The 19,263-nt window shown below is 64.3% G+C and carries 16 protein-coding genes and 1 pseudogene; 11 read left to right on the forward strand and 6 right to left on the reverse strand.

The window, feature by feature from the left end; genetic code table 11:
- The 10 genes and pseudogenes from QF015_RS16165 to QF015_RS16210 all read left to right on the forward strand — a co-directional run.
- A pseudogene (locus tag QF015_RS16165) lies at positions 1 to 480 on the forward strand (lipoyl synthase); the annotation flags it as partial.
- 602 nt (positions 481 to 1,082) lie between these two features.
- Positions 1,083 to 1,535, forward strand: coding sequence for a hypothetical protein (locus QF015_RS16170; protein ID WP_310207716.1), 453 nt, complete (start codon positions 1,083 to 1,085; stop codon positions 1,533 to 1,535).
- Positions 1,536 to 1,622: 87 nt separating this feature from the next.
- Positions 1,623 to 2,456: a hypothetical protein gene (locus QF015_RS16175; protein ID WP_429390156.1), complete on the forward strand. Its 834-nt coding sequence runs from the start codon at positions 1,623 to 1,625 to the stop codon at positions 2,454 to 2,456.
- A 1-nt stretch (position 2,457) separates the two neighbouring features.
- A complete protein-coding gene (locus QF015_RS16180; RefSeq protein ID WP_310207710.1) occupies positions 2,458 to 2,973 on the forward strand; it encodes a hypothetical protein in 516 nt (171 codons plus the stop codon).
- Positions 2,970 to 4,241, forward strand: a complete 1,272-nt coding sequence (locus QF015_RS16185; protein WP_310207707.1) for an Ig-like domain-containing protein — start codon at positions 2,970 to 2,972, stop codon at positions 4,239 to 4,241. Before QF015_RS16180 ends, QF015_RS16185 begins: the two co-directional genes overlap by 4 nt.
- Before the next feature lie 181 nt (positions 4,242 to 4,422).
- Complete coding sequence (locus QF015_RS16190) at positions 4,423 to 5,487, forward strand: FUSC family protein (protein WP_429390157.1); 1,065 nt, start codon at positions 4,423 to 4,425, stop codon at positions 5,485 to 5,487.
- 65 nt (positions 5,488 to 5,552) lie between these two features.
- Positions 5,553 to 6,074, forward strand: coding sequence for a MarR family winged helix-turn-helix transcriptional regulator (locus QF015_RS16195; RefSeq protein WP_429390158.1), 522 nt, complete (start codon positions 5,553 to 5,555; stop codon positions 6,072 to 6,074).
- Positions 6,075 to 6,189: 115 nt separating this feature from the next.
- Complete coding sequence (locus QF015_RS16200; protein ID WP_310207697.1) at positions 6,190 to 6,555, forward strand: hypothetical protein; 366 nt, start codon at positions 6,190 to 6,192, stop codon at positions 6,553 to 6,555.
- On the forward strand, positions 6,552 to 7,517 hold the full coding sequence (locus QF015_RS16205) for a serine/threonine-protein kinase (RefSeq protein WP_310207694.1): 966 nt from the start codon (positions 6,552 to 6,554) through the stop codon (positions 7,515 to 7,517). The genes QF015_RS16200 and QF015_RS16205 overlap by 4 nt, the downstream gene beginning before the upstream one ends.
- A gap of 73 nt (positions 7,518 to 7,590) precedes the next feature.
- On the forward strand, positions 7,591 to 7,851 hold the full coding sequence (locus QF015_RS16210; protein ID WP_310207691.1) for a GlsB/YeaQ/YmgE family stress response membrane protein: 261 nt from the start codon (positions 7,591 to 7,593) through the stop codon (positions 7,849 to 7,851).
- Positions 7,852 to 7,950: 99 nt separating this feature from the next.
- Here the strand turns inward: QF015_RS16210 and QF015_RS16215 are convergent, their stop codons facing one another.
- The 4 genes from QF015_RS16215 to QF015_RS16230 form a co-directional block, all read right to left on the reverse strand.
- Positions 7,951 to 9,462: a leucyl aminopeptidase family protein gene (locus QF015_RS16215; protein WP_429390159.1), complete on the reverse strand. Its 1,512-nt coding sequence runs from the start codon at positions 9,460 to 9,462 to the stop codon at positions 7,951 to 7,953.
- Positions 9,459 to 11,213: an MFS transporter gene (locus QF015_RS16220; RefSeq protein WP_429390160.1), complete on the reverse strand. Its 1,755-nt coding sequence runs from the start codon at positions 11,211 to 11,213 to the stop codon at positions 9,459 to 9,461. The genes QF015_RS16215 and QF015_RS16220 overlap by 4 nt, the downstream gene beginning before the upstream one ends.
- Before the next feature lie 152 nt (positions 11,214 to 11,365).
- Positions 11,366 to 13,168 (reverse strand): SLC13 family permease, encoded by a 1,803-nt coding sequence (locus tag QF015_RS16225; protein ID WP_429390161.1) that lies wholly within the window; start codon positions 13,166 to 13,168, stop codon positions 11,366 to 11,368.
- Positions 13,169 to 13,284: 116 nt separating this feature from the next.
- Complete coding sequence (locus tag QF015_RS16230) at positions 13,285 to 15,921, reverse strand: LuxR C-terminal-related transcriptional regulator (RefSeq protein ID WP_429390162.1); 2,637 nt, start codon at positions 15,919 to 15,921, stop codon at positions 13,285 to 13,287.
- 126 nt (positions 15,922 to 16,047) lie between these two features.
- On the opposite strand from QF015_RS16230, the gene QF015_RS16235 reads away from it, so the two are divergent.
- Positions 16,048 to 16,644 (forward strand): DedA family protein, encoded by a 597-nt coding sequence (locus QF015_RS16235; RefSeq protein ID WP_310207675.1) that lies wholly within the window; start codon positions 16,048 to 16,050, stop codon positions 16,642 to 16,644.
- Positions 16,645 to 16,712: 68 nt separating this feature from the next.
- Here the strand turns inward: QF015_RS16235 and cls are convergent, their stop codons facing one another.
- Positions 16,713 to 18,179 carry a cardiolipin synthase gene (gene cls / locus QF015_RS16240; RefSeq protein ID WP_429390163.1) on the reverse strand — a complete coding sequence of 489 codons (1,467 nt, stop codon included), beginning with the start codon at positions 18,177 to 18,179 and terminating at the stop codon, positions 16,713 to 16,715.
- 6 nt (positions 18,180 to 18,185) lie between these two features.
- Positions 18,186 to 19,250 (reverse strand): AI-2E family transporter, encoded by a 1,065-nt coding sequence (locus tag QF015_RS16245; RefSeq protein ID WP_429390164.1) that lies wholly within the window; start codon positions 19,248 to 19,250, stop codon positions 18,186 to 18,188.
- Between the last annotated feature and the right edge of the window lie 13 nt (positions 19,251 to 19,263).

Raw genomic sequence — 19,263 nt, forward strand, 5'->3', positions numbered from 1 at the left:
TTCGCCCACAACGTCGAGACCGTGCCGAGGATTTTCAAGCGGATCCGTCCGGCGTTCCGGTACGAACGGTCCCTGGATGTCATCACGCAGGGCCGGGATCTGGGCATGGTGACCAAGTCCAACCTGATCCTGGGCATGGGTGAGACCCGGGAGGAAATTTCCGAGGCCCTGCGGGACCTGCACGCTGCCGGGTGTGATCTGATCACGATCACCCAGTACCTGCGCCCGTCCGAGCGGCACCTGCCGGTGGACCGGTGGGTCAAGCCGCAGGAATTCGTGGACCTCCAGCACGAGGCCGAGGAGATCGGTTTCCTCGGTGTCATGTCGGGACCGTTGGTGCGGTCTTCGTACCGGGCCGGGCGGTTGTGGGCCACCGCGATGCGGAAGAAGGGCTGGGAAATCCCGGCCGCCCTGGCCCACATCGAGTCCTCGGGCACCACCCGCCAGGAAGCCTCCACCATCCTCGCCGCCCACGGCTAAGCGGCCAAGCACCTCACAGCCCAGCACGAGCGGTACTCGCCGGATGCCCTGATCAGCGAGCTGTCTGCTCGACCCGGAATCGCCGGCATCCAGCTGTACAGCTTCAACTCCCTGGAGGCACTCCCGCAACCGGTGTGATCACACCACAAGCGACATCACGACGGCGGTAAGTCACCTCACAGAGGCGACTTACCGCCGTCGGGGGTTAAGACATGAACCCGAAATCATCGAACACCAGCGCAGTTTTTGCTCAAGACGGGCACAATGTTTGCGCAAGGCACTTAAAAGTCGTGCTGTGGCGGACGACAAAGTACTTCGCGGCCCCTGAAAGCTGATTCCCGGAATTGGGTACCAACGGCCCCGCCCTGCCTGCATTCATGGCTGTCCAACCAAGTAGTGTGCCGTGCAAAAGTGAGTACCCGACTCCCGCTTCAGGGTATTTTCGACCCCCCGATCGGCCGAAAAAATGGCGTACACCCGAGAGTAGCCATGGGACCTTCACTGGCTGAAACATGGGGGCATCGCTTCATCCGACAACAAAGTACGGATGCTGGGGGTTGCGAGGCGGCTCCCCGGGACAGAGAAAACCAAGGAGTCTTATCATGCGCAAGCTTTCCAAGAAGAGCCGTATCACCGCCGCCGTCGCTGGCGTGGCATTGGTAGCTGTGGGCGGCGGAGCCGCATACGCCTACTGGACCACCACGGGTTCGGGCAACGGATCGGCCACCAACTCGGCCGGTGGCGGAACGGTCACCCTCCACGCCACGTTTGCCGGCGGGCTCGCCCCGGGCAACCAGGTGAATGTCGCCTACACGGCTGACAATTCGACCACTTCCAGCACGGTAGTTGGCGCCCTCAGCGCGAACGTGACCACCAACGTGGCAGGGTGTCTGCCCGCCTGGTTCGAGGTCACCGCCGTGACCAGCAACAGCACCGTAGCGGCCGGAGGCGTCGGAACGTCAGTGGGCAGCGGCGTGCTGAAGTTCAACGACAGCGTCGACAACCAGGATGCTTGCAAGTCCGCCATCGTGACGGTCAACGTCTCCAGCCTGTAGCACCGGCCAGCCGGGGACCACTTTGCGAGTGGTGGTCCCCGGCTGGTGCTTCCTGCCCAGCACTGAACCCGTCCGAAAAGAGCTTCCATGGACCCCCGGCCAGAGCGTACTGCTCCATTGCACCGACTCGGAATTCCACTGCGCGCGCTGCTCCTGGCGCTCGTTGTGGCAGTCGTGCCTGTTGCGGCACTGGCCGCAAGTGGCGGACAGAGCCAAGCCAAGGCCACCAAAGGGATCACCGTCACGTTGTCGCCCTCCAGCCGCACGGTGGATCAAGGGCAAACGGCCACCTACACGATCTCCGCCGCCTCGACAGGAGGTTTCGCGGGACCGGTGACGTTCGGCGTCGCGGGCCTGCCGTCAGGAGCGACCGCGGCATGGTCGACGTCGCCTGTGGTCCTGGCGTCCGGAGGCACGGCGCAGGTGACGGTAACCATCACTACTGCCCCCGGCACCCCGGCTGGAAAGTCGGACTTCACGGTGAAGGGGACCGCCGGAACACTCCAGGCGACGGCGCAGGCGCAGTTGCACGTCTTGGAGGTCAAACGGACGTTTGACGTTACCGGAACGGTCAGCGGGCTGCTCGCCCCGGGAGTCTCGCGCTCCGTGGATCTGCTGATCACCAACTCCAACACCAAGGGCATTGCGGTGACCAACCTGACTGTCTCGATGACACAAGTGGTGAGGACTCCCGCCGCAGTTGCGGCCAATCTGCCGTGCACAACGGCGGACTACAAACTCACCCAGTACTCCGGAACGTATCCGCTGACGGTGGAACCGGGTGCACGCTCACTCTCATCGTTGGGAGTACCTGAGCAGAAACGGCCCCTCATCACCATGCTGGACACCTCCCGGAACCAGGATGGTTGCAAAGGTGCCACCCTCCTGCTCACGTTTACGGGTACAGGACAGGCGAACTGACATGACCAATCCAGCCCGGACCCCGCATATCCCCACCACCGGACGCCTTGCGCGAACAGCGGCAGCCACCGTGGCCCTCTGCATCCTCGGCGGCGCGGGATCCGCCTACGCCTACTGGGCCGCTGCCGGCACAGGCAGCGGCTCGGCAACCAACGGCACCATGCAGACCGTCACGGTGGACGCACTCGTCCCGGGCGATACCCTGCAGACCAGCCTGTTCCCCGGCGGAACCGCAGACGTCCTCCTTCGCGCTTCGAACCCCAACCCGCATGCGGTGACCATCTACGGTTTTGCGGCCAATGGCCCCGTCACCGCGGACGCCGCCCATGCCGGCTGCACCACCACCGGTGTGACGTTCACGCCCCCTGCTGCCCCGCTGACCCCTCCGGTGGTGATCCCGGCGAATTCATCCATGCTGCTGACGCTTTCCGGCGCGGCCAGTATGAGCGCAGCATCGTTATCCGCCTGCCAGGGCGCCCAATTTACCGTTCCCGTCACGCTGGAGGTGCGGAAGTGAGTCCGCTTCGTCATAACCCCGCCTCGTCCGCCGTGTTCGGCTGGCGGGGCAGGCTCGCGATCATCGTGGCCGGCCTTCTCCTCGTCTCGTGGGGAGGGCCCGCTGCCAGCGCGTTCTGGGGCTCCATCAGCACGGGTCCAGGTGCAGCGAAAGCCGACGCCGTATCACAGGGCGCCCGGCCCACTACCGCTGTCTCCGGCGCCAACGTGACGGTCTCGTGGACGGCAAGTACGACGGCGGCGGGACGGTCCGTGACCGGCTACAGCATCGCCCGCTACGGTTCTGCGACAGGCGGAACAAAGGTTCCCGCCACCGGTGGATGTGCCGGAACCGTCGTCGGACTGAACTGCGCGGAGACGGGAGTTCCCGCAGGAACCTGGTATTACACGGTGACGCCCGCTCTGTCCCTGTGGCAAGGACCGGAAAGCCAACGCAGCACTGGCACCACGCCCGTCACTGACACCACCCCACCCCTGGCTCCGGTGGTGACGGCGCCAACGTACGTCAACCAGGGCAACGTCGCCAATGTTCCAGTCAGCGGCACTGCGGAGGCCAACTCGACCGTGACGCTCACGGTGACGGGAGCCGGCTCCCTGCCGGTGACACAGACGCTGACGACAAACACCAACGGCGTGTGGACCGCCACTACCCTCAACCTTGCGGCTTTCAGTGACGGAACGATCTCCTACTCGGCCCGCGCAACTGATGCCGCGGGAAATACCGGCACTGCAGGTGTGGCAACATCCACCAAGGACGTAGCGGCGCCGACGGTCACGGGAGTCCGTTTGAACAACGGCACTGGAAAAACCCTTGGCATCGTGGAGACAGGTGACTCGGTGACCTTGACGTTCTCCGAAGCCCTGGGCGCCGCCACAATCTGCAGCGCGTGGACCAGCAATACGGCAACCCAAACCCAGAACGGAAACGGCAGCAGCCAAGTCCTGGTGAACGTCAGCGCAGCCGATGTACTGACGGTGACGCAAGCCGGCTGCCCCACCCTGAGGGTAGGAAACGTTGCACTTGGCGGACATTACACGGGCTCGGATCTTACCTTCGCTGGGAATAACGCCAGCGGCTCCGCCCTGACGTGGAACCCGGGCGCCAAGACGCTGACCATCACCTTGGGTGCGGGCGGCCCCGGGACGCTGACCGTGGCCGCTGCACCGACACCACTTCCGGGCTACACCCCGGCATCCGGGTTGACGGATATTGCAGGCAACCCACTCGCCACAACGCCGGTCACCAGCTCCACGGCATCCAGGTTCTGATACCCAGTCTGTGCAGAAGGATCCGCGGCTTGTTTCCGGACAGTGCCCCGTCATCATCGTGATTCGGGGCACTATCCGTCCACATTTCCGGAGGAGGCAAGTGCGCGGAGCGTAACCTTGGAAGCGGACGCCAGTGCCGCCGTCGTACGTTTGATCCTGCGACGAAAGGCGAGCCGCCCCCTTGAAGGCTGTAGCGGAAATGTTCACGATGGGTCCTGGGAACAAGGACCACCATCCCGCCCTCCGCTGCGCTGTAGGTGTGTTTGTTCCGCTCATCACGTTGACCCTGATCGGGCGGCTGGACCTGGCAGTGTTTGCCTCATTCGGCGCCTTCACCGGAATTTATGGCCGCAACGAGCCCCATAGTGTCCGCTTCCGCAGCCAGCTGCGCGCCGGCGGCTTCATGCTTTTCATCATCCTTCTGGCTACTTTCATGGCCCGTTTCGCACAGGGTGCCGGGCTGGAAGGTGCCGCGTATTCCTGGCTGTTGACCGCTGCTACCACTGTTGTGGCCGGAGCCTGCTCGGTGGTGGTCGCTGCCTGGCGGCTCCGCCCCGGCGGCTCTCTCTTTCATATCTTTGCGTTCGCCGCCATCGCGTCCATCGCAGCCCAGCCGCCGCTCTGGGAAGCGATGCTGGTGGCGGTCCTGACGACTGGATTCTGCCTGCTGATTGGTATGTCCTCACGCGTGGTCAAGAGCCACCGGACACCTTGGAAGCGTCCGCCACCCATCCGTCACACCGCGGCGGAACGTCGGGCGATCTGGCTCGAGGGCGGCGGCTACCTGGTGGCGGCGGGCCTCGCGGGAACCATCGCTACGCTTGTGGGGGAGCGCCTTGGTTTTGGGCATACGTACTGGGCGATGGTCGCGGCCGTGGTGCCCCTGGTGGGCCATTCGACCCGTCACCGCGTGAGCCGCGGCATCCAGAGGATTGCCGGAACAGTGATCGGACTGGTGCTGCTGGCGGGTATTTTGTGGCTCAACCCGGCACCGTGGGCCATGGTCCTGGTGATCGCGGCGTGCCAATTCGGCGCGGAAATGTTCATCGCCCGCCAATACCTGGTGGCCCAAGTGTTCGTGACCCCGCTGGCGTTGATTGCCACATTGTTGGCCGCGCCGGTCGATCCTGGCTTGCTCCTGCGGGACCGTATCATCGAGACCGTCATTGGCGCCGCCGTCGGCGTTGCCGTGGTGGTGTCTCCGGCGGTGTGGCGCCGGGTGCGGGGCCCCCGCCCAACAGCCTGACGCGGCACTGGTCGGCAGCGCCTTCAGTTATCACCTAGTATCAATTGGTTAGACAAGCGAGATACATGTCTACCAAAGGACTGGTGATGAGCGACAAAAGTGAACGTCAGGGCTATTGGTATGGGCTGGAGAGCCGCAAGCAGATGGGCGCCGTGGACGTCCTGAATGCGCTCAGGGATTATCGTTCCGCGGAGGCTGACATGCGGCGCCGTACGCGGGCTTCCATGGGGATGGGTGAAACCGACCTGTTGGCGCTGCGGTACCTCCTCGAAGCCGAACGCGCCGGCCGCGAGGTGGGCCCCAAGGAGTTGGCGGTGCGTCTCGGGGTGACGTCCGCTTCCATGACGTCCCTGGTGGACCGGTTGGTGAGGTCAGGTTACGTGACGCGCCAACCGCATCCCACCGATCGGCGCGCCCTCATTCTTCGACCCACTCCCGGCTCTGACCAGGAGGTTCGTTCCACCTTGGGGGACATGCACACGCGCATGATGGAGGCGGCGGAAACCCTGACGGCGGAGGACTCTGCCGTGGTGGTGGAGTTCCTTCGGCGCATGCGGAAAGCCATCGACAGTATCGCGACTCCATGAAGTCCCGGTTGGACATAATTGATAAGTACACATATAACTAGATAGCCAAGCTACTTACTAGTGAATGTGTGGGAAGACGATGACAGTCGCGCTGCGTGAACCAAGTTCCACACCAGTGGCTGAGAATGACGTACAGGTTCTCACGGACCAGGTGATTCCCGTGGGCCCCGTGCACTGCGGTTCGCACATGGCCATCTCCGCCGGTCCTGCGTATGACGCCATGAAATGGGTCTCGGTCGAACCGATCTGGCCGGAGTGGGCCTGCGGGTGCGGCTTCCGCATGGATATCGACGCCGTAGATCCCGTGAGCGGTGTGTGGATCGCAGCGCTTCGCCGCCAGAGTCTCCAGCATGAGCTCGCCATCTCCCAGAACACCCTTGCGCTGGCCTTCAGGAAAGCCGTTGACGCCGGAGTCGACCCCGCTGCGCTTGCGGAGGTAGCGGGAGTTCCGGCGGCCGAAATCGAAACTCTCCTGGCGTGACGACGCTTGACGTTGCGGCCGTCCGCGCTGATCGCGGGGCCGTCGGCGCAAGCGCAGCGCACGCGGGCGTTGTGCACTCAGGGGGAGCACACGCACTTGCAGCCCCCGCAGTGGCAGCGCGTGCAGGCGCGGTTCCGCCGGAGCGCGTCCAGCAGGACGTGGTCCTCGGTGGGCGGTACCGGCTCGGCGAACGACTGGGCGGTGGCTCGGAGGCCTACGTCAACCAGGCCCTTGACCTGCGCACAGGAGTGCCGGTGGCGGTGAAGATCTTCAGGGCGACGGATCCGGCCAAAGACGCGCCCTTCCGCCGTGAGGTGGAAATCCACAGCCGTCTGCGGCACCCGAACATCGTCCGCGTCCTCGACTCGGAGGCCGTGGTGGCTGACGATCCCGAGCGAAGCCGGAACTACTTGGTGATGGATCTGGTGGGCGGAAACGACCTTCGGTCAATCCTGCACCACCAACCCGCTTCGCCGGAGCAGACCGTGGCATGGATGAGCGGTATCGCCAAGGCGCTGACCCATCTGCACCGCCGGGGGATCGTCCACAACGACATCAAGCCCGGCAACATCCTGGTGGACTTCGGGGCCGATCCGGATGGCCCCGGGATCGCGAAATTGACGGACTTCGGGATAGCCATCGACGGGCGCCATGCGGCGCCCAAGTCTTCCTCCGGAACGCCGCATTATTTGAGCCCCGAAGAAGTGTGCGGCGGTACCTCCACGTCGGCCAGCGATATCTATTCGCTGGGCCTGGTGGCACTTGAATGCCTTACCGGTACGAAGGCGTTCCCTGGCCCTCCCCTCGAGTCGATGGTGGCCAGAACCTTGGGGGAACCTCGAATTCCCGGCACTGTTCGGCGGCGCTGGTCCATGGTGCTTCATGCCATGACAGACCCCGAACCTGCCGGCAGGCCGTCTGCCAGCCAAGCTGTCGGTATGCTCCGACGGCTCGTCTGGTAGCCAACAATCAGGTCGATAGCGGCATGCATCCTTATGCCGAACTGGGACCTCTTCACGAAAGAGAGAATGAAAAATGGGAATCATCGGTTGGATTGTTTTGGGTTTGATTGCCGGAGCCATTGCCAAGGCCATCATGCCGGGCCGCCAGGGTGGCGGCTGGATCGCTACGCTGCTCCTGGGCATCGTTGGCGCCATCCTGGGTGGATGGATCGGCAGCGCGCTGTTCAACGTGGGCATCAACGAGTTCTGGTCGCTGTCCACCTGGCTGCTGGCCATTGTGGGCGCTCTGGTAGTCCTCTTCATCTGGGGACTGCTCACCCGCAAGAAGGCCTAACTGCCTGAACGCCAAGAGGCCTCGACGCTGCTGCGTCGGGGCCTCTTGGCGTGCGGCGGGCAAGCAATACCAGCGGGCCAGCTGAACTATGCTGAATGGCTAAGTGGCCGAATAGCCGAGGGCCAGATCGATGAGGAGCCGCGCGCCAAAGCCCGTGGCCCCTTTGCTTCGCCAGGCATCGTCCTTGTCCGACTGCATGGTGCCTGCGATGTCGATATGCGCCCACGGCGTCCCACCCACGAACTCGGCCAGGAACAGGGCCGCAGTGGTTGATCCTGCGTAGGGGCCACCAAGGTTTGAAATATCCGCGACGTCCGAGTCCAGTTGGGGGCGGTAGGCCCGTTCCAGGGGAAGTTGCCAGAGTTGTTCGTCCGCGCGGCCTCCCGACTCCAGTACGAGGTCCACCAGGCGCTGGTCGTTTCCGAATACCGGAGCAGTGAGCTGCCCCAGGGACATGAGTGCGGCCCCGGTGAGGGTGGCGATATCCACGATCCCATCCACGCCATCCTCCACCGCAAGCGTCAAGGCATCGCACATCACCAGGCGGCCTTCGGCGTCGGTATTCTTCACCTCGATGGTGAGTCCGCTGCGGGTGGTGAGGACGTCCCCCAATTTGTAGGCCGAGCCGGAGGGCATGTTGTCCGTGCACATCAGGAACCCCGTCACGGCGGCTTTGCAGCCGAGGTCCCGGAGGCCGGTGAAGACGGCCAGGACTGCCGCCGCCCCACCCATGTCCATTTTCATGAGCAAATGCATGGGGTCGCTCGGTTTGAGGCTGACGCCCCCGGAGTCGTACATGATCCCCTTGCCCACCAGTCCGAGGTGGCCTGTGGGGGAACCCTCGGGCCGGTAGGTCAGCTTGATCATCCGCGGCTCCTGGGCACTGCCGGCGTTGACGCCGAGCAGGCCGCCACAGCGGAGGTCGATGAGCTGTTGTTTGTCGAACTCCTCAACTCCGAAGCCGAAGCGGTCCCCAAGTTCTTTCGCTGCAGAACCGAGTCCAACTGCGGTGAGGTGGCTGGGCGGGGCGTTGCACAGGTCCCGGGCGATGACGGTGGCGCGGACTTTCACCCGTCCTGTCTCCAGGCCCCGCGAAGCGGCCGCCGTGTCTATCCCGGGAGCCAGAAACTGCACTTCGGCCAGTGGCGTTCCTGTGGCTTTGCTCTTGAGTATGTCGTAGCTGTAGCGGGCCAGGAGCGCTCCCTCGGCCAGTACCTGGCCCAAGCGTTCGGCGTCGATACCGACGGTCCCGGTGAGTTCGAAGCCGATCCGCGAATGTTTCCTCGTCGCCCGGATCAAGGCGGCCGCCGCCTTGCGCCATCCGTCCACATCCAAGGAGCCGGGCTTTCCGCCGCCCACGGCAACCACCAAGGTCCCTGAGGCGTTGGCCAACTGCAGCGTCGTCCCCGGTTCTCCGTCGAAACCAGCGCTTTCCAACGTTTCCCGGTGCAGGCCGACGGTCTCCGGAACGTCTCCCTCCGAGGGGACCAGCACGCCGATCGCATCCAGCGTGCCGAATCCATCCACGAAGCCCAGTTCAGGGTCGGTTCCCTCGAGCGATGGGAGTACCGGGAAATCGTCCGGGATCAGTTTGTAAGGTTCGTGGTTCACCGTTTCGCCTGTTCTGTCGTGGTTCGGTCAGCATCGTGAGCGGTCCCGCCAGCACCGGCAGCAGCGTCAGCACCGGTACTCCCGTCTGTAAGGGCGGGCTCTGGGATCGCGTCGGGATCATCGGGTTCCAGCTGTTCAGGCAGGTCGCCCTTCATCCGGCCAGGCATACGGCCCGCGGGAACAATCGCCAGCAGGGCAAGGCCCGACAACCCAAGGAGGGAGATCTGCAAGGCACGGAGCCTGGCCTCGGCGTTGACTTCGGTTGCTGCCGCCAGCTCGGAAGGGCTGCTGACCCTGTCCCCGATAGCCGCCTCCAGCTGGGCGTTGGTCATGAAGTCGGCATCGTTGATGCTGACCTTCGAGATCAGTTCCGGGGAGACCTCCGGATGGGCGGCGGCGCCGCTCGCTATCAGTGAGGAAAGCATCCCGACGGCGAACGCGCTCGCCACGGCGATGCCCACGCTGCCGGAGAGGTTGTGCACCAGGCCCCGCCACGCTCCGACGTCGCCGGCCAACTCGCGGGGGACTGCGCTGAGGAGGGTGTTGAAGACCAAGGCGACGATGGCTCCCTGGCCCAGTCCCAGCAGGATCAGGCCCAGCACCACGAAGAGCTGGCCCCAGTCGTTCCGGATGGTGAAGGCAAGAAGGACCAGCGCACCGGCCACCACCACGAAGCCGGCTTGCGCGATGGTCCGGGGCGGGAACTTTTCATACAAGAACGCCACGAACGTGCTCGCGAGAAAGATGGACAGGGTGTAGGGAATGATCGCGAATGACGTCTCAATGCCGGAGCGCCCCTGCACAATCTGCATGTACAGGGGGATCAGGAAGTTGGCGGCCGTTCCCACGAAGAGCATGGTGGCCATGCACGCCGTCACAGCGAGCTCGGAGCTGGAAGCCAGTACCCTGAGGTCGAAGATGCGGGGCAACTTGGCATCCTGGCGCTTCCGCACCCACCTGAAGAACACCTGTCCCGCGACTGCTCCGAGGAGGATCAGCAGGGGTGCCGGGGACAGGCCCAGGATCTCGAACGGCGCCTGCTCAGTGGCAAACCAGGTGCCCCATGCGGAAAGGCCGCTGAAGCCGAAGCTCAGCAGGATGATGGCCACGGCGGCGATGATGGCCCCCGTCCAGTCGATTTTCAGGTTGGGTTGGGCAGGCACGGTCTTGAGCCTGAAGCTCAGCAGCAGGTTGACCGCGCCAAGGACCACCATCAGGCCGAACGAGTACCGCCAACCAATGGTGGTGGCGAACCAGCCGGCAATGAGGAGCGCCAAAACGCCTGCTGCCGGGATGGCGGCAGCCAGGAGCCCGATGGCTTTTGCCTGCTGTTGGTCCTTGTAGTTGGTGGCAATGAAAACCGTGAGGGCGGGTGCGATGAGCGCGATGACGGCGCCCGAAGAGGCCTGGGCGATGAACAGCATCGCGGGGCTCAGGCTGAGTGCCACACCCGCCATGGCGGCTGCATGGACGGCGACGGCGATTTGGAACACCTTGCGGGTTCCGAAGCGGGCGCCGAGCTTGGCCCCTAAAAGGATGAAGGCTGCCATCGAAAACGTACCGGCTGTGATGGCCGTGCCCACGGAGGTTGCTGCCGTGTCCAGGTCGGTGGTGATGCCCTGCATTGAGACGGTCAATGCGTTGACGGCGAACGATGCCTGGATCTGGGTGAGGACCACGACGATCAGGGGCAGCCATGAAGCAGCCTTGACGGGTAGTGGTGTCGCTTTGGTGGTGTGGTCACTGGCCATGTCTAGCTCCTGTTGTGCTTTGCCCCTTCACCGTGAAAGGGCGCTGGAATACCTCACTACGGGGTGTGACGGAACGGTGTGCGGGTTTGCTGGGATGTCGATCTCCGATCCTTGGTTGCCGGGTTCTTTGGGGTGATGTGGTGTCGCGGTTGCTAAGTCCGAAGTGGCCAGAACACGGGTACCAGCAGAATGGCAACGGCCGCGTACAGCGCCATGACCGCGAGTCCGAACTTCCAGTAGTCGCCGAACCTGTAGCCGGCTGGCTGCATGATCATCATGTTGGCGGGCGTTGCCACCGGTGTCAGCAGGGCAGCTGAGGATGCCACGGAGACGCACATCAGCACGGCGTACGGGTTGATGGCTGACTCCTGGGCCACGGAAAGGGCGATGGGGATGATGATCAGGGCGGTAGCCGTGTTGCTGATCAGCTGACCCAGGACGGCGGTGACAACGAAGAGTCCGGCCAGCAGCAGCAGCGGTCCGCCATCCCCTACGACAGACACCATGCCCTCAGCCAGGATTTCGGCGGTCCCGGTGGAGGTGATGGCCGTGGACAGGGGAATCATGCCTGCCACCAGGATGAGGGTGGTCCAGGCCATCGACCGGTGGGCTTGCTGGACTGTGACGACGCGCAACACCACCATGGCCACGGCAGCCAGCAGGGCCGCGACGGGCGCGGGCACGATGTTGGTGGCCAAGAGAACCACCATGGCACCAAGAATGATCAACGCGGGAGTGGCCCGCGGTCCCAGCGGGACAGTCTGGCGCCGGATGGTATCCGGGGAATCCACCAGCAACACGTTGTGATCCACCGTGTGCTGGTCCAGCGCGGACCAGGTTCCCTGCAGCAGCAGCCTGTCACCCGCGGTCACGCGTGAGCGCCCGGAGGATTCCGGTTCGCCCGGATGCTGATGGGCCAGCACCACCAAGGCCTCGCTCTCCGTCACCATGCCGGGGTAGGCCTCAGTACCGACAAGGTTGGAACGGGGTGCGACCACCACCTCGGCCACACCGTAGCTGCTGCTGATGAGCCCGCACGTAGCGTCGTCGTCCTGGGTGAGGCCATGCCGGGCCGCGAACGCGTCGATGAGAGCTTGGCCGCCGCGTACCACGATTTCGTCGCCGGGTTCGAATGTCGCCTTGGTGGAGAGCTTGCCGTCCGGCCGCTGAACGCTGATGAGGTGGAGGTGGCCGCCGTCGTTATCGTCCTGGAGGCAGGCAACAGGTTGGCCCGCCAGCCCTGAACCCGCCGGGATGGTGAGCCGGCTGAGTCCGTCCCCGCCGAGGTAATGGCTCATGAGGGTCTTGCCGTGGGAGCCCAGGTCCTTCGGCAGGGTTTCCGGGGTGCGGCTCGGCAGCAGGGACGGCCCAAGCCACAGTGTCAGCCCGATGGTTCCCACGAGCAACGGCAGCCCCACCAGGCCGAACTCAAAGAACCCGATACCTTTTCCCGTCGTATCCAGCGCCGCGTTGAGGATCAGGATGTTGACCGGTGAGCCGGTAAGGATGAGCAAGGATCCGGCGTGGGCCGCGAAGGCCATGGGCATGAGGAGTTCGGAAGGCCGCCGCCCCAGCCGGACTGCAAGGACAACAACCATGGGCAGCAAGGCCGCAACAGCTCCATTGACGCTGATAAGGGCTGTCAGAAGCGCAGTCAGGACCATCATCAACACCATGAGCCGGCTGCGGCTGGTCCCGGAAAACCTGATGAGCAGGCTTCCGAGCCACGTGGTGACGCCCGCGGCATCGATGGCTTCCGCCACCACGAACAACGCGGCGATCAAGACCACCGTCCCGCTGCCAAAACCGGCAAACGTATCGTCCAAGCCCACAATGCCCGTGCCGTAAAGGGCCAAAGCTGCTCCCAGTGCCACGACCTCCACCGGCAAGCGGTTCCACACGAACGCGGCGATCACCACGACGAGCACCAGCAACGTGATGGAGACGTCGGTCATGCGTGCCTTGGGCAGCTCGTGGCATCTTTTGCCAGCATGCTTTCAGACTAGATCCGGCTCAAGGCCGCAGGGTCACCCCAATCGGGTGAGTGATGGGCGTTTTCCGAGGTCACGGCCTACGGTAAGTGCCCGAACTTGTACGCGGCGGCCACCGCATCATGCCGCGTTCCTGCCCCCAGCTTGGAATAGATGATCCGCAGGTGGGTCTTCACCGTATTCACGGACAAATGGAGCTCTGCAGCGATCTGTTCCTGGGACAGGTGTGAAGGGAGCAGGGTGAGCACCTCGCGTTCCCGTGGCGTCAGCAAGGGCGCCCGCCGGGCATCGGCAGGAGACCGCAACGCCATCAGCCGCTTGGCGAGTTCCTCATGGGGTCCGTGCGCACCGGCTCTTTCCACCAGGAGGTCGATGATCTCCTGGGGAGCGATGGCCAAGGGCCGGATCACGCCCAGGTCCTCGGCTTTGCCCAGCGCATCGTCCAGGAGTTTGCCTGCAAGGGTCCGTCTCCCCGTGCGGATGGCCATGGAGCACTCCAGGACGTGCACGTGAAGCCAGGTCCAATCCAGCAGCGGTGCCACCATGCCCGTGTGCAGCGGCCGGAGCCGCTCGGCTGCGGCGTCGAAGCGGCTGATCCCCGCAGGTCCCTGCGCTCGCAGCAGGCATAACTCGCCGGTCCCCGGGATGAGTTCCTCCGCCCACTCCAGGACCTCCCGGGCTCGCTCTGCATGCCCCAAGGAAAGGGCCGCAGTGTGTTCGATCACGGCAATGAAGGCTGCCATTGGCTGCGCGAAGAGGTGGTCCTGGCCGATGCGAAGCCGGGCTTGCCGCATGCCGTCCAGCGAGTGCCTCCTGTCCCCTGAGTCCAGATGCGCGCACGCAGTGACCAGTTCCAGGGTGGCGCGCATTGCGGCGCCGACTCCCTTGGACGAAGAGCCCAACTGTCCGAGTTCGGCCGTAGCTGTGGCGGCACATTTCAGGGCCATAGCGGGTTCCGCGCCGAGCAGTGCTGCGGAGGCATGCATCAGGGCACCCACCGAACGGCCGGCTCCCGCCGTCCATACCTGCGCGGAAAGTTTCTCCTCCGCCTGCCGCAGGAATTCGCCGGCACGGCGGAGTTGGCCTTGCATCGAAGCGATGCCCGCCAGTTTGAGGTACACCTTGCCGGCAAGATAGCTGTTGCCTGCTTCGGTGGCCTCGATCAGTGCCTCCGACGCCTCGTTCTCGGCAGCTCCGTACTGTCGCTCTGCGACTGCTGCGGTGAGCGAGACCATCCTTGCTTCGATCCGGACGTCGCTCAGCGGTGAGTACGGGAGGGCGGCGTCGTCGGTGGTGGTTTTGGGATCCTGGTTCTCCCATTCCCCGCTGAACCACGAAAGGCGGGCTTCTGCCAGGGCCCGGAGCTCACGAAGATCCGACGGCGGGTCGTCCACCCAGTTTCGATGTGCGGCGGCCAGGTAGCGGGCAGCAGTGGTGGGTTGGCGGCTTTCCACGTGGGCCAGCGCTGCAACCACACAGAGCCGGGGGCTCGCTGCCAAGTGGGAATCAGGGAGGGACGCGATGGCCCGCCGGACCCGTGTGACCCCGCCGGCTCCCAGGAGTGTTGCTCCGTGCCGCTCCAGGATGTCACCGATCAACCGGGGGTCAGCTGTGTCCAGGGCGTGCCGGAGCGCGGCCTCGGGTTCCCCGGCCTGTTCATGCCACCGTGCGGCAATCCGGTTCAGGCGGGCCAGCTCCTCCGGCTCACGTCGCGCAAGTTCGCCCCGGAAGCACGCGCGGATCAAGGGACGCACCAGGAAAACCTTCCGTCCGCTCCCGGCGGACTCCACCAGATCACGTTGGTCCGCCAGCACGGCGAGGACGTTTCCGGCATCCCGGTGTCCAGCGAGGTCGTTGGCCTGGGCAGCAACCAGGACCCGGCACACGCTGGTGCTGGAGAGCACGGACCGCTCGGCCGGGGTGAGGTTCCGGAGAATTTCATGGTCCAGATATTCGGCGAGCTCACGGTTGTTGGCCGCAAGGTCACCCACGGGCCGCTCGGGGTCCGCCGCCTCCCGCAACGTCCGCAAGGCAAGCACGACGCATGCAGGCCAGCCCGCAGTCTGCCGGAACACCTCACCCAACTGGGGCGTCCCCAGCAACGTGATGGTCTTTGCCGCGAGCGCATTGATTTCGTCCAAGGAGAAGGCAAGGTCGCTTGAGCGCAATTCCAGGATGCGACCATTGAGCCGGGCGCGCCCCGGGTCGACGGCGGTGCTGTCCCTCGTGGCCAGGACAAGTTGGACAGGCAGGCCCGCCTGGTTCAGCAGGGCCGGGAGCCACTGTTCGCGTTCGTGTGCCGGGAAGCGTTCGACGCCGTCGATGACCAGGCGGATGGTGCAGGCTGAGGTGGTCAGTTGTTCTGCAAGAAGGTCCAGGACGTCAGGGGCGTTCGGGGAGGATTCGGTGAGCCGGCGCAGCGCGCCATCCGGTATGGCCGGGCAGTTCCGGAGGGCGCGAAGTATCGCCGGTCCCAAGGACGGTCTGGCTGCACGATCCGGACTGACCCACGCGACGTTGTGCCCTTGGCCGCCAAGCCATTGGCTGAGGAGCACCGTTTTGCCGTATCCGGCGGGAGCACAGAGAAGGACGGCGTCTGCTGCGGCATCGAGTTTTGACACAAGCCGGGATCGAGCCAGTAGGTCCAAGGGCGGCCTGGAAACCGCGATCAGCTGGGGGCTCAAGAGGTCCGGGCCGGTACCACCTTGGTCGTCCACTCCTTCAGTGTAGGGTCGGGGCATCCAGGATTCACCCAGTACGGGCGATCCGCGTGGCGACCTTTGCGCGTAAGGATGGTGTGTCCGCGATGATGCGCTTGGGCGAGGCCCGGAAAGGGGTTCACCGTGCAAGCAGTCAAGGACATCATGAGTGCTGCGGATTCCGGGTGGGTCTACCCGCTCGGGGCGCTCGTTGTGGCGTTGTCCGCAGTCTTCCCACCCCTTCCCACGACGTCCTTGTTCGTGGCCTTGGGGGCTCTTTCAGCCACGGACAACCTTCCCAACGGTTACCTCTTGGTCGCCGCGATGCTTTCCGGGGCGGTAGCCGGAGACCTGGGCGCGTATGAGATGGTCAGGCGCCGCGACATGGCCAACTGGAAGATCCTGCAGGGTCCTCGTACCCAAAAAGCCTTGCATGCCTCCCGGGCCCGCTTGGCCAAACATTCCGCATCATGGGTCCTGACCTCCCGGTTCGTCCCGCTGGGACGGTTGACCATGAACGTGGCCAGCGCCATTACTCCGGTTCCGCGGGGGAAGTTTGTCCTCTACTCGGTGGCGGCTGGGATCCTTTGGTCCGCGTACTCAGTGGGTATAGGTGCCCTGTCCGGGCTTTTGCCCGGGTTGTCCACAGAGTTCGCCGTGGTCATCGCCATCGCCGTTTCCCTGCTCTTGGGCCGCGGCATCAGCGCCGCGGTGAGTTGGTACCTGCAGCTGGACGACTGACTTGTCCCGCCCGCACCGCTGAAGAGACCCGCGCCATTGAAGAGAATCCGCTGCTGAAGAGACCCGCGCTATTGCAACGACGACGTCAGCCGGGCCAGGTTGTCCAACGCCACCTCGCCCACCGGTCGCCGCAGCCAGTCCTCCAACAGCAGCTCCGTGCTTGCTGCGCGGTAGCTGTCTTCGACCTCACGCATCCGGTCCACGATGGATCGTCCGTGGACCAGCACGGAGACCTCCATGTTCAGGCTGAACGAGCGGACGTCCATGTTGCTGGAGCCGATGACGGCCACGTCGTCGTCAATGGTGAAGTGCTTGGCGTGCAGGACCTGCGGGGCCCGGTACAGGTAGATCCGGACGCCGGCCCGCAGCAGGACTTCATAGTAGGAACGCTGCGCGTGGTAGACCATGGCTTGGTCGCCCACTTCCGAGACGAAAAGTTCGACGCTCAATCCGCGGGACGCTGCGGTGATGATGGCCAGCTGGATGGCTTCGTCAGGAACGAAGTAGGGGCTGGTGATGCTGACGCGGTGTTCGGCTTTGTAGATGAGCGTGGTGTAGAGCTTGAGGTTGTTGTCGTTGTCGAAGCTGGGGCCGCTGGGGAGGACCTGGGCGTCGATCAGCTCCGGTTGGGAACCGAGGACAACCGGTGAGGTGTCCAATGGCAGCAGGGTCTCGGACTCGCTGTACCAGTCGGTCACAAACACCGCGTTGAGCTCCCGCACGGTCGGCCCTTCCAGGCGCACCATCAGCTCATGCCATTGGAGGCCGCGCCGTATGTTCCGTTTCTTGTTGTACGACGCGTCGATCAGGTTCTGGGAGCCGGTGTAGCCCACCCGGCCATCCACCACCACCAGCTTCCGGTGATTGCGCAGGTCCGGGCGTTGCCATTGGCCCTTGTGGGGGCGCAGGGGCAGCATGGCATGCCACTCGGCGCCCATGTCATCAAAAGCCTGCACCATGCCACGGTATGAGGGGGCGCCGACCGCTGCCAGATGATCAAAGAGCACCCTGACCGCCACCCCGCGTCGGCATGCCCTGGCCATGGCATCGAAGAACGGAGAGGTGGTGGGATCCAGCGCAAGAATGTAGAACTCCACGTGCACGTACACTTCCGCGGTATCAATGTCCGCGATCATGCGGTCGAAGCTGCCGTTGTAGTCCTCCAGCAACTCGGCGCGGTTGCCGCCTACCATGGGCAACGCACCGAGCCGGAGGTTAAGTTCGACGGCGGATCGCAGCCAGGCGGGCCAGTCCTCACTGTGGCTGACTGCTGAGAGGCCGGGCGTGCGTCCGAGCATGAGTTCGTTGACGAAACGCTGCTTTTCGCGCCGGGCCTTGGGGAGTTTGCCGCGGCCGACCAGCAGGAACGCCACTGTGCCCAGGTACGGGATGAAAATGATGGCCAGCACCCAGGCGATGGCAGATGACGGTCTCCGGTTGGCTGACACCATCACTGCGGCAAGGCATCCAACCACGATATGCAGCGCCAGCAAGACCAAGGCGACAGCATCGGCGTCGTGCAGTAATCCTTGCATGGCGCGCTACTTGGCGTTCTGTTGTGGGATGACCACCTTTTTGATGATCAGCAAAATGGAGGCCGTCGTGGGGCAGGCGATGAGCGCCCCCAGCAGCCCCAGCAGCGTTCCGCCCACCATCGCACCGATGAGCACCAGGGAACCCGGGATGCTGATCGCCTTGCCCACCACGCGGGGCGTCAGGATGTAGGCCTCGATCTGCATGTAGGCCAGCATGACGAGGAAGACAACAACTGCCGTTGAGGGAGAAGTGAACAGCGAAACCACCGTGATGATGGCGGTGCTGATAGCGCTGCCCACCAGGGGAATGAGGGTAATGGGGAATGCCAGGACGGCGAGGACCGCCGCGTACCTGACGCCCGCAAAGGAGAGGAGGATGAACGTGAAGACGGCATTCAGCAATGCCAGGATCGACATGCCGCTCAGGTATTTACCCACCGAAGAAATGATGGTCTCCGAGATATCTGCGAATGATTCCCGGCGTGACGCCGGCACCAGTGCATAAAGGCTTGACTTCATCACTTCATGCCCGGCCACGAAATACAGGGTCAGGACCACCACGAAAACCACGGCGAAGGTCCCGTTCACTACGTTGTAGCCGAGCTGCACCGCGCCACCGCCAATGGCCAACCAGACATTGGGATCGGCAGCCGAGGTTTCCAGCCATTCCAGCAGCGGAGTCAGTGCTCCGCCCAGTGACCCGTTGAAGTCCCTGAACCACTCCTGTTCACCCATTGCGTCAAAGCTGGAGGGCAGCAGCCGGACCAGTGCAGCGCCCTCCTCCACCAGGATCGGCACCACAAAACGGATCAGGACGGCTACCACCACCAGGAAACCAGCGGCCACCGCGAGTACGGCTCCGGCGCGTGACAGCTTCCACCTTTCCAGCCAACGGACCAAGGGATACAGCCCCAGCGAGATGAACAAGGCCGCAAAGATCAACGTCAGCGAATACCGCAGCGTGATGACGGCGGAACCCAAAGCCAAGGCAACCAGAACACCCAATGCCGTGATCAGGCCGAATCGGAACGGCCCGGCTTCCAGCAGTGGAAATGCCTTCAATCGCGTCATGCGGTCCCTTTCG

It is taken from the genome of Paenarthrobacter sp. TE4293, assembly GCF_050435325.1.
GTDB lineage: Bacteria > Actinomycetota > Actinomycetes > Actinomycetales > Micrococcaceae > Arthrobacter > Arthrobacter nitroguajacolicus_C.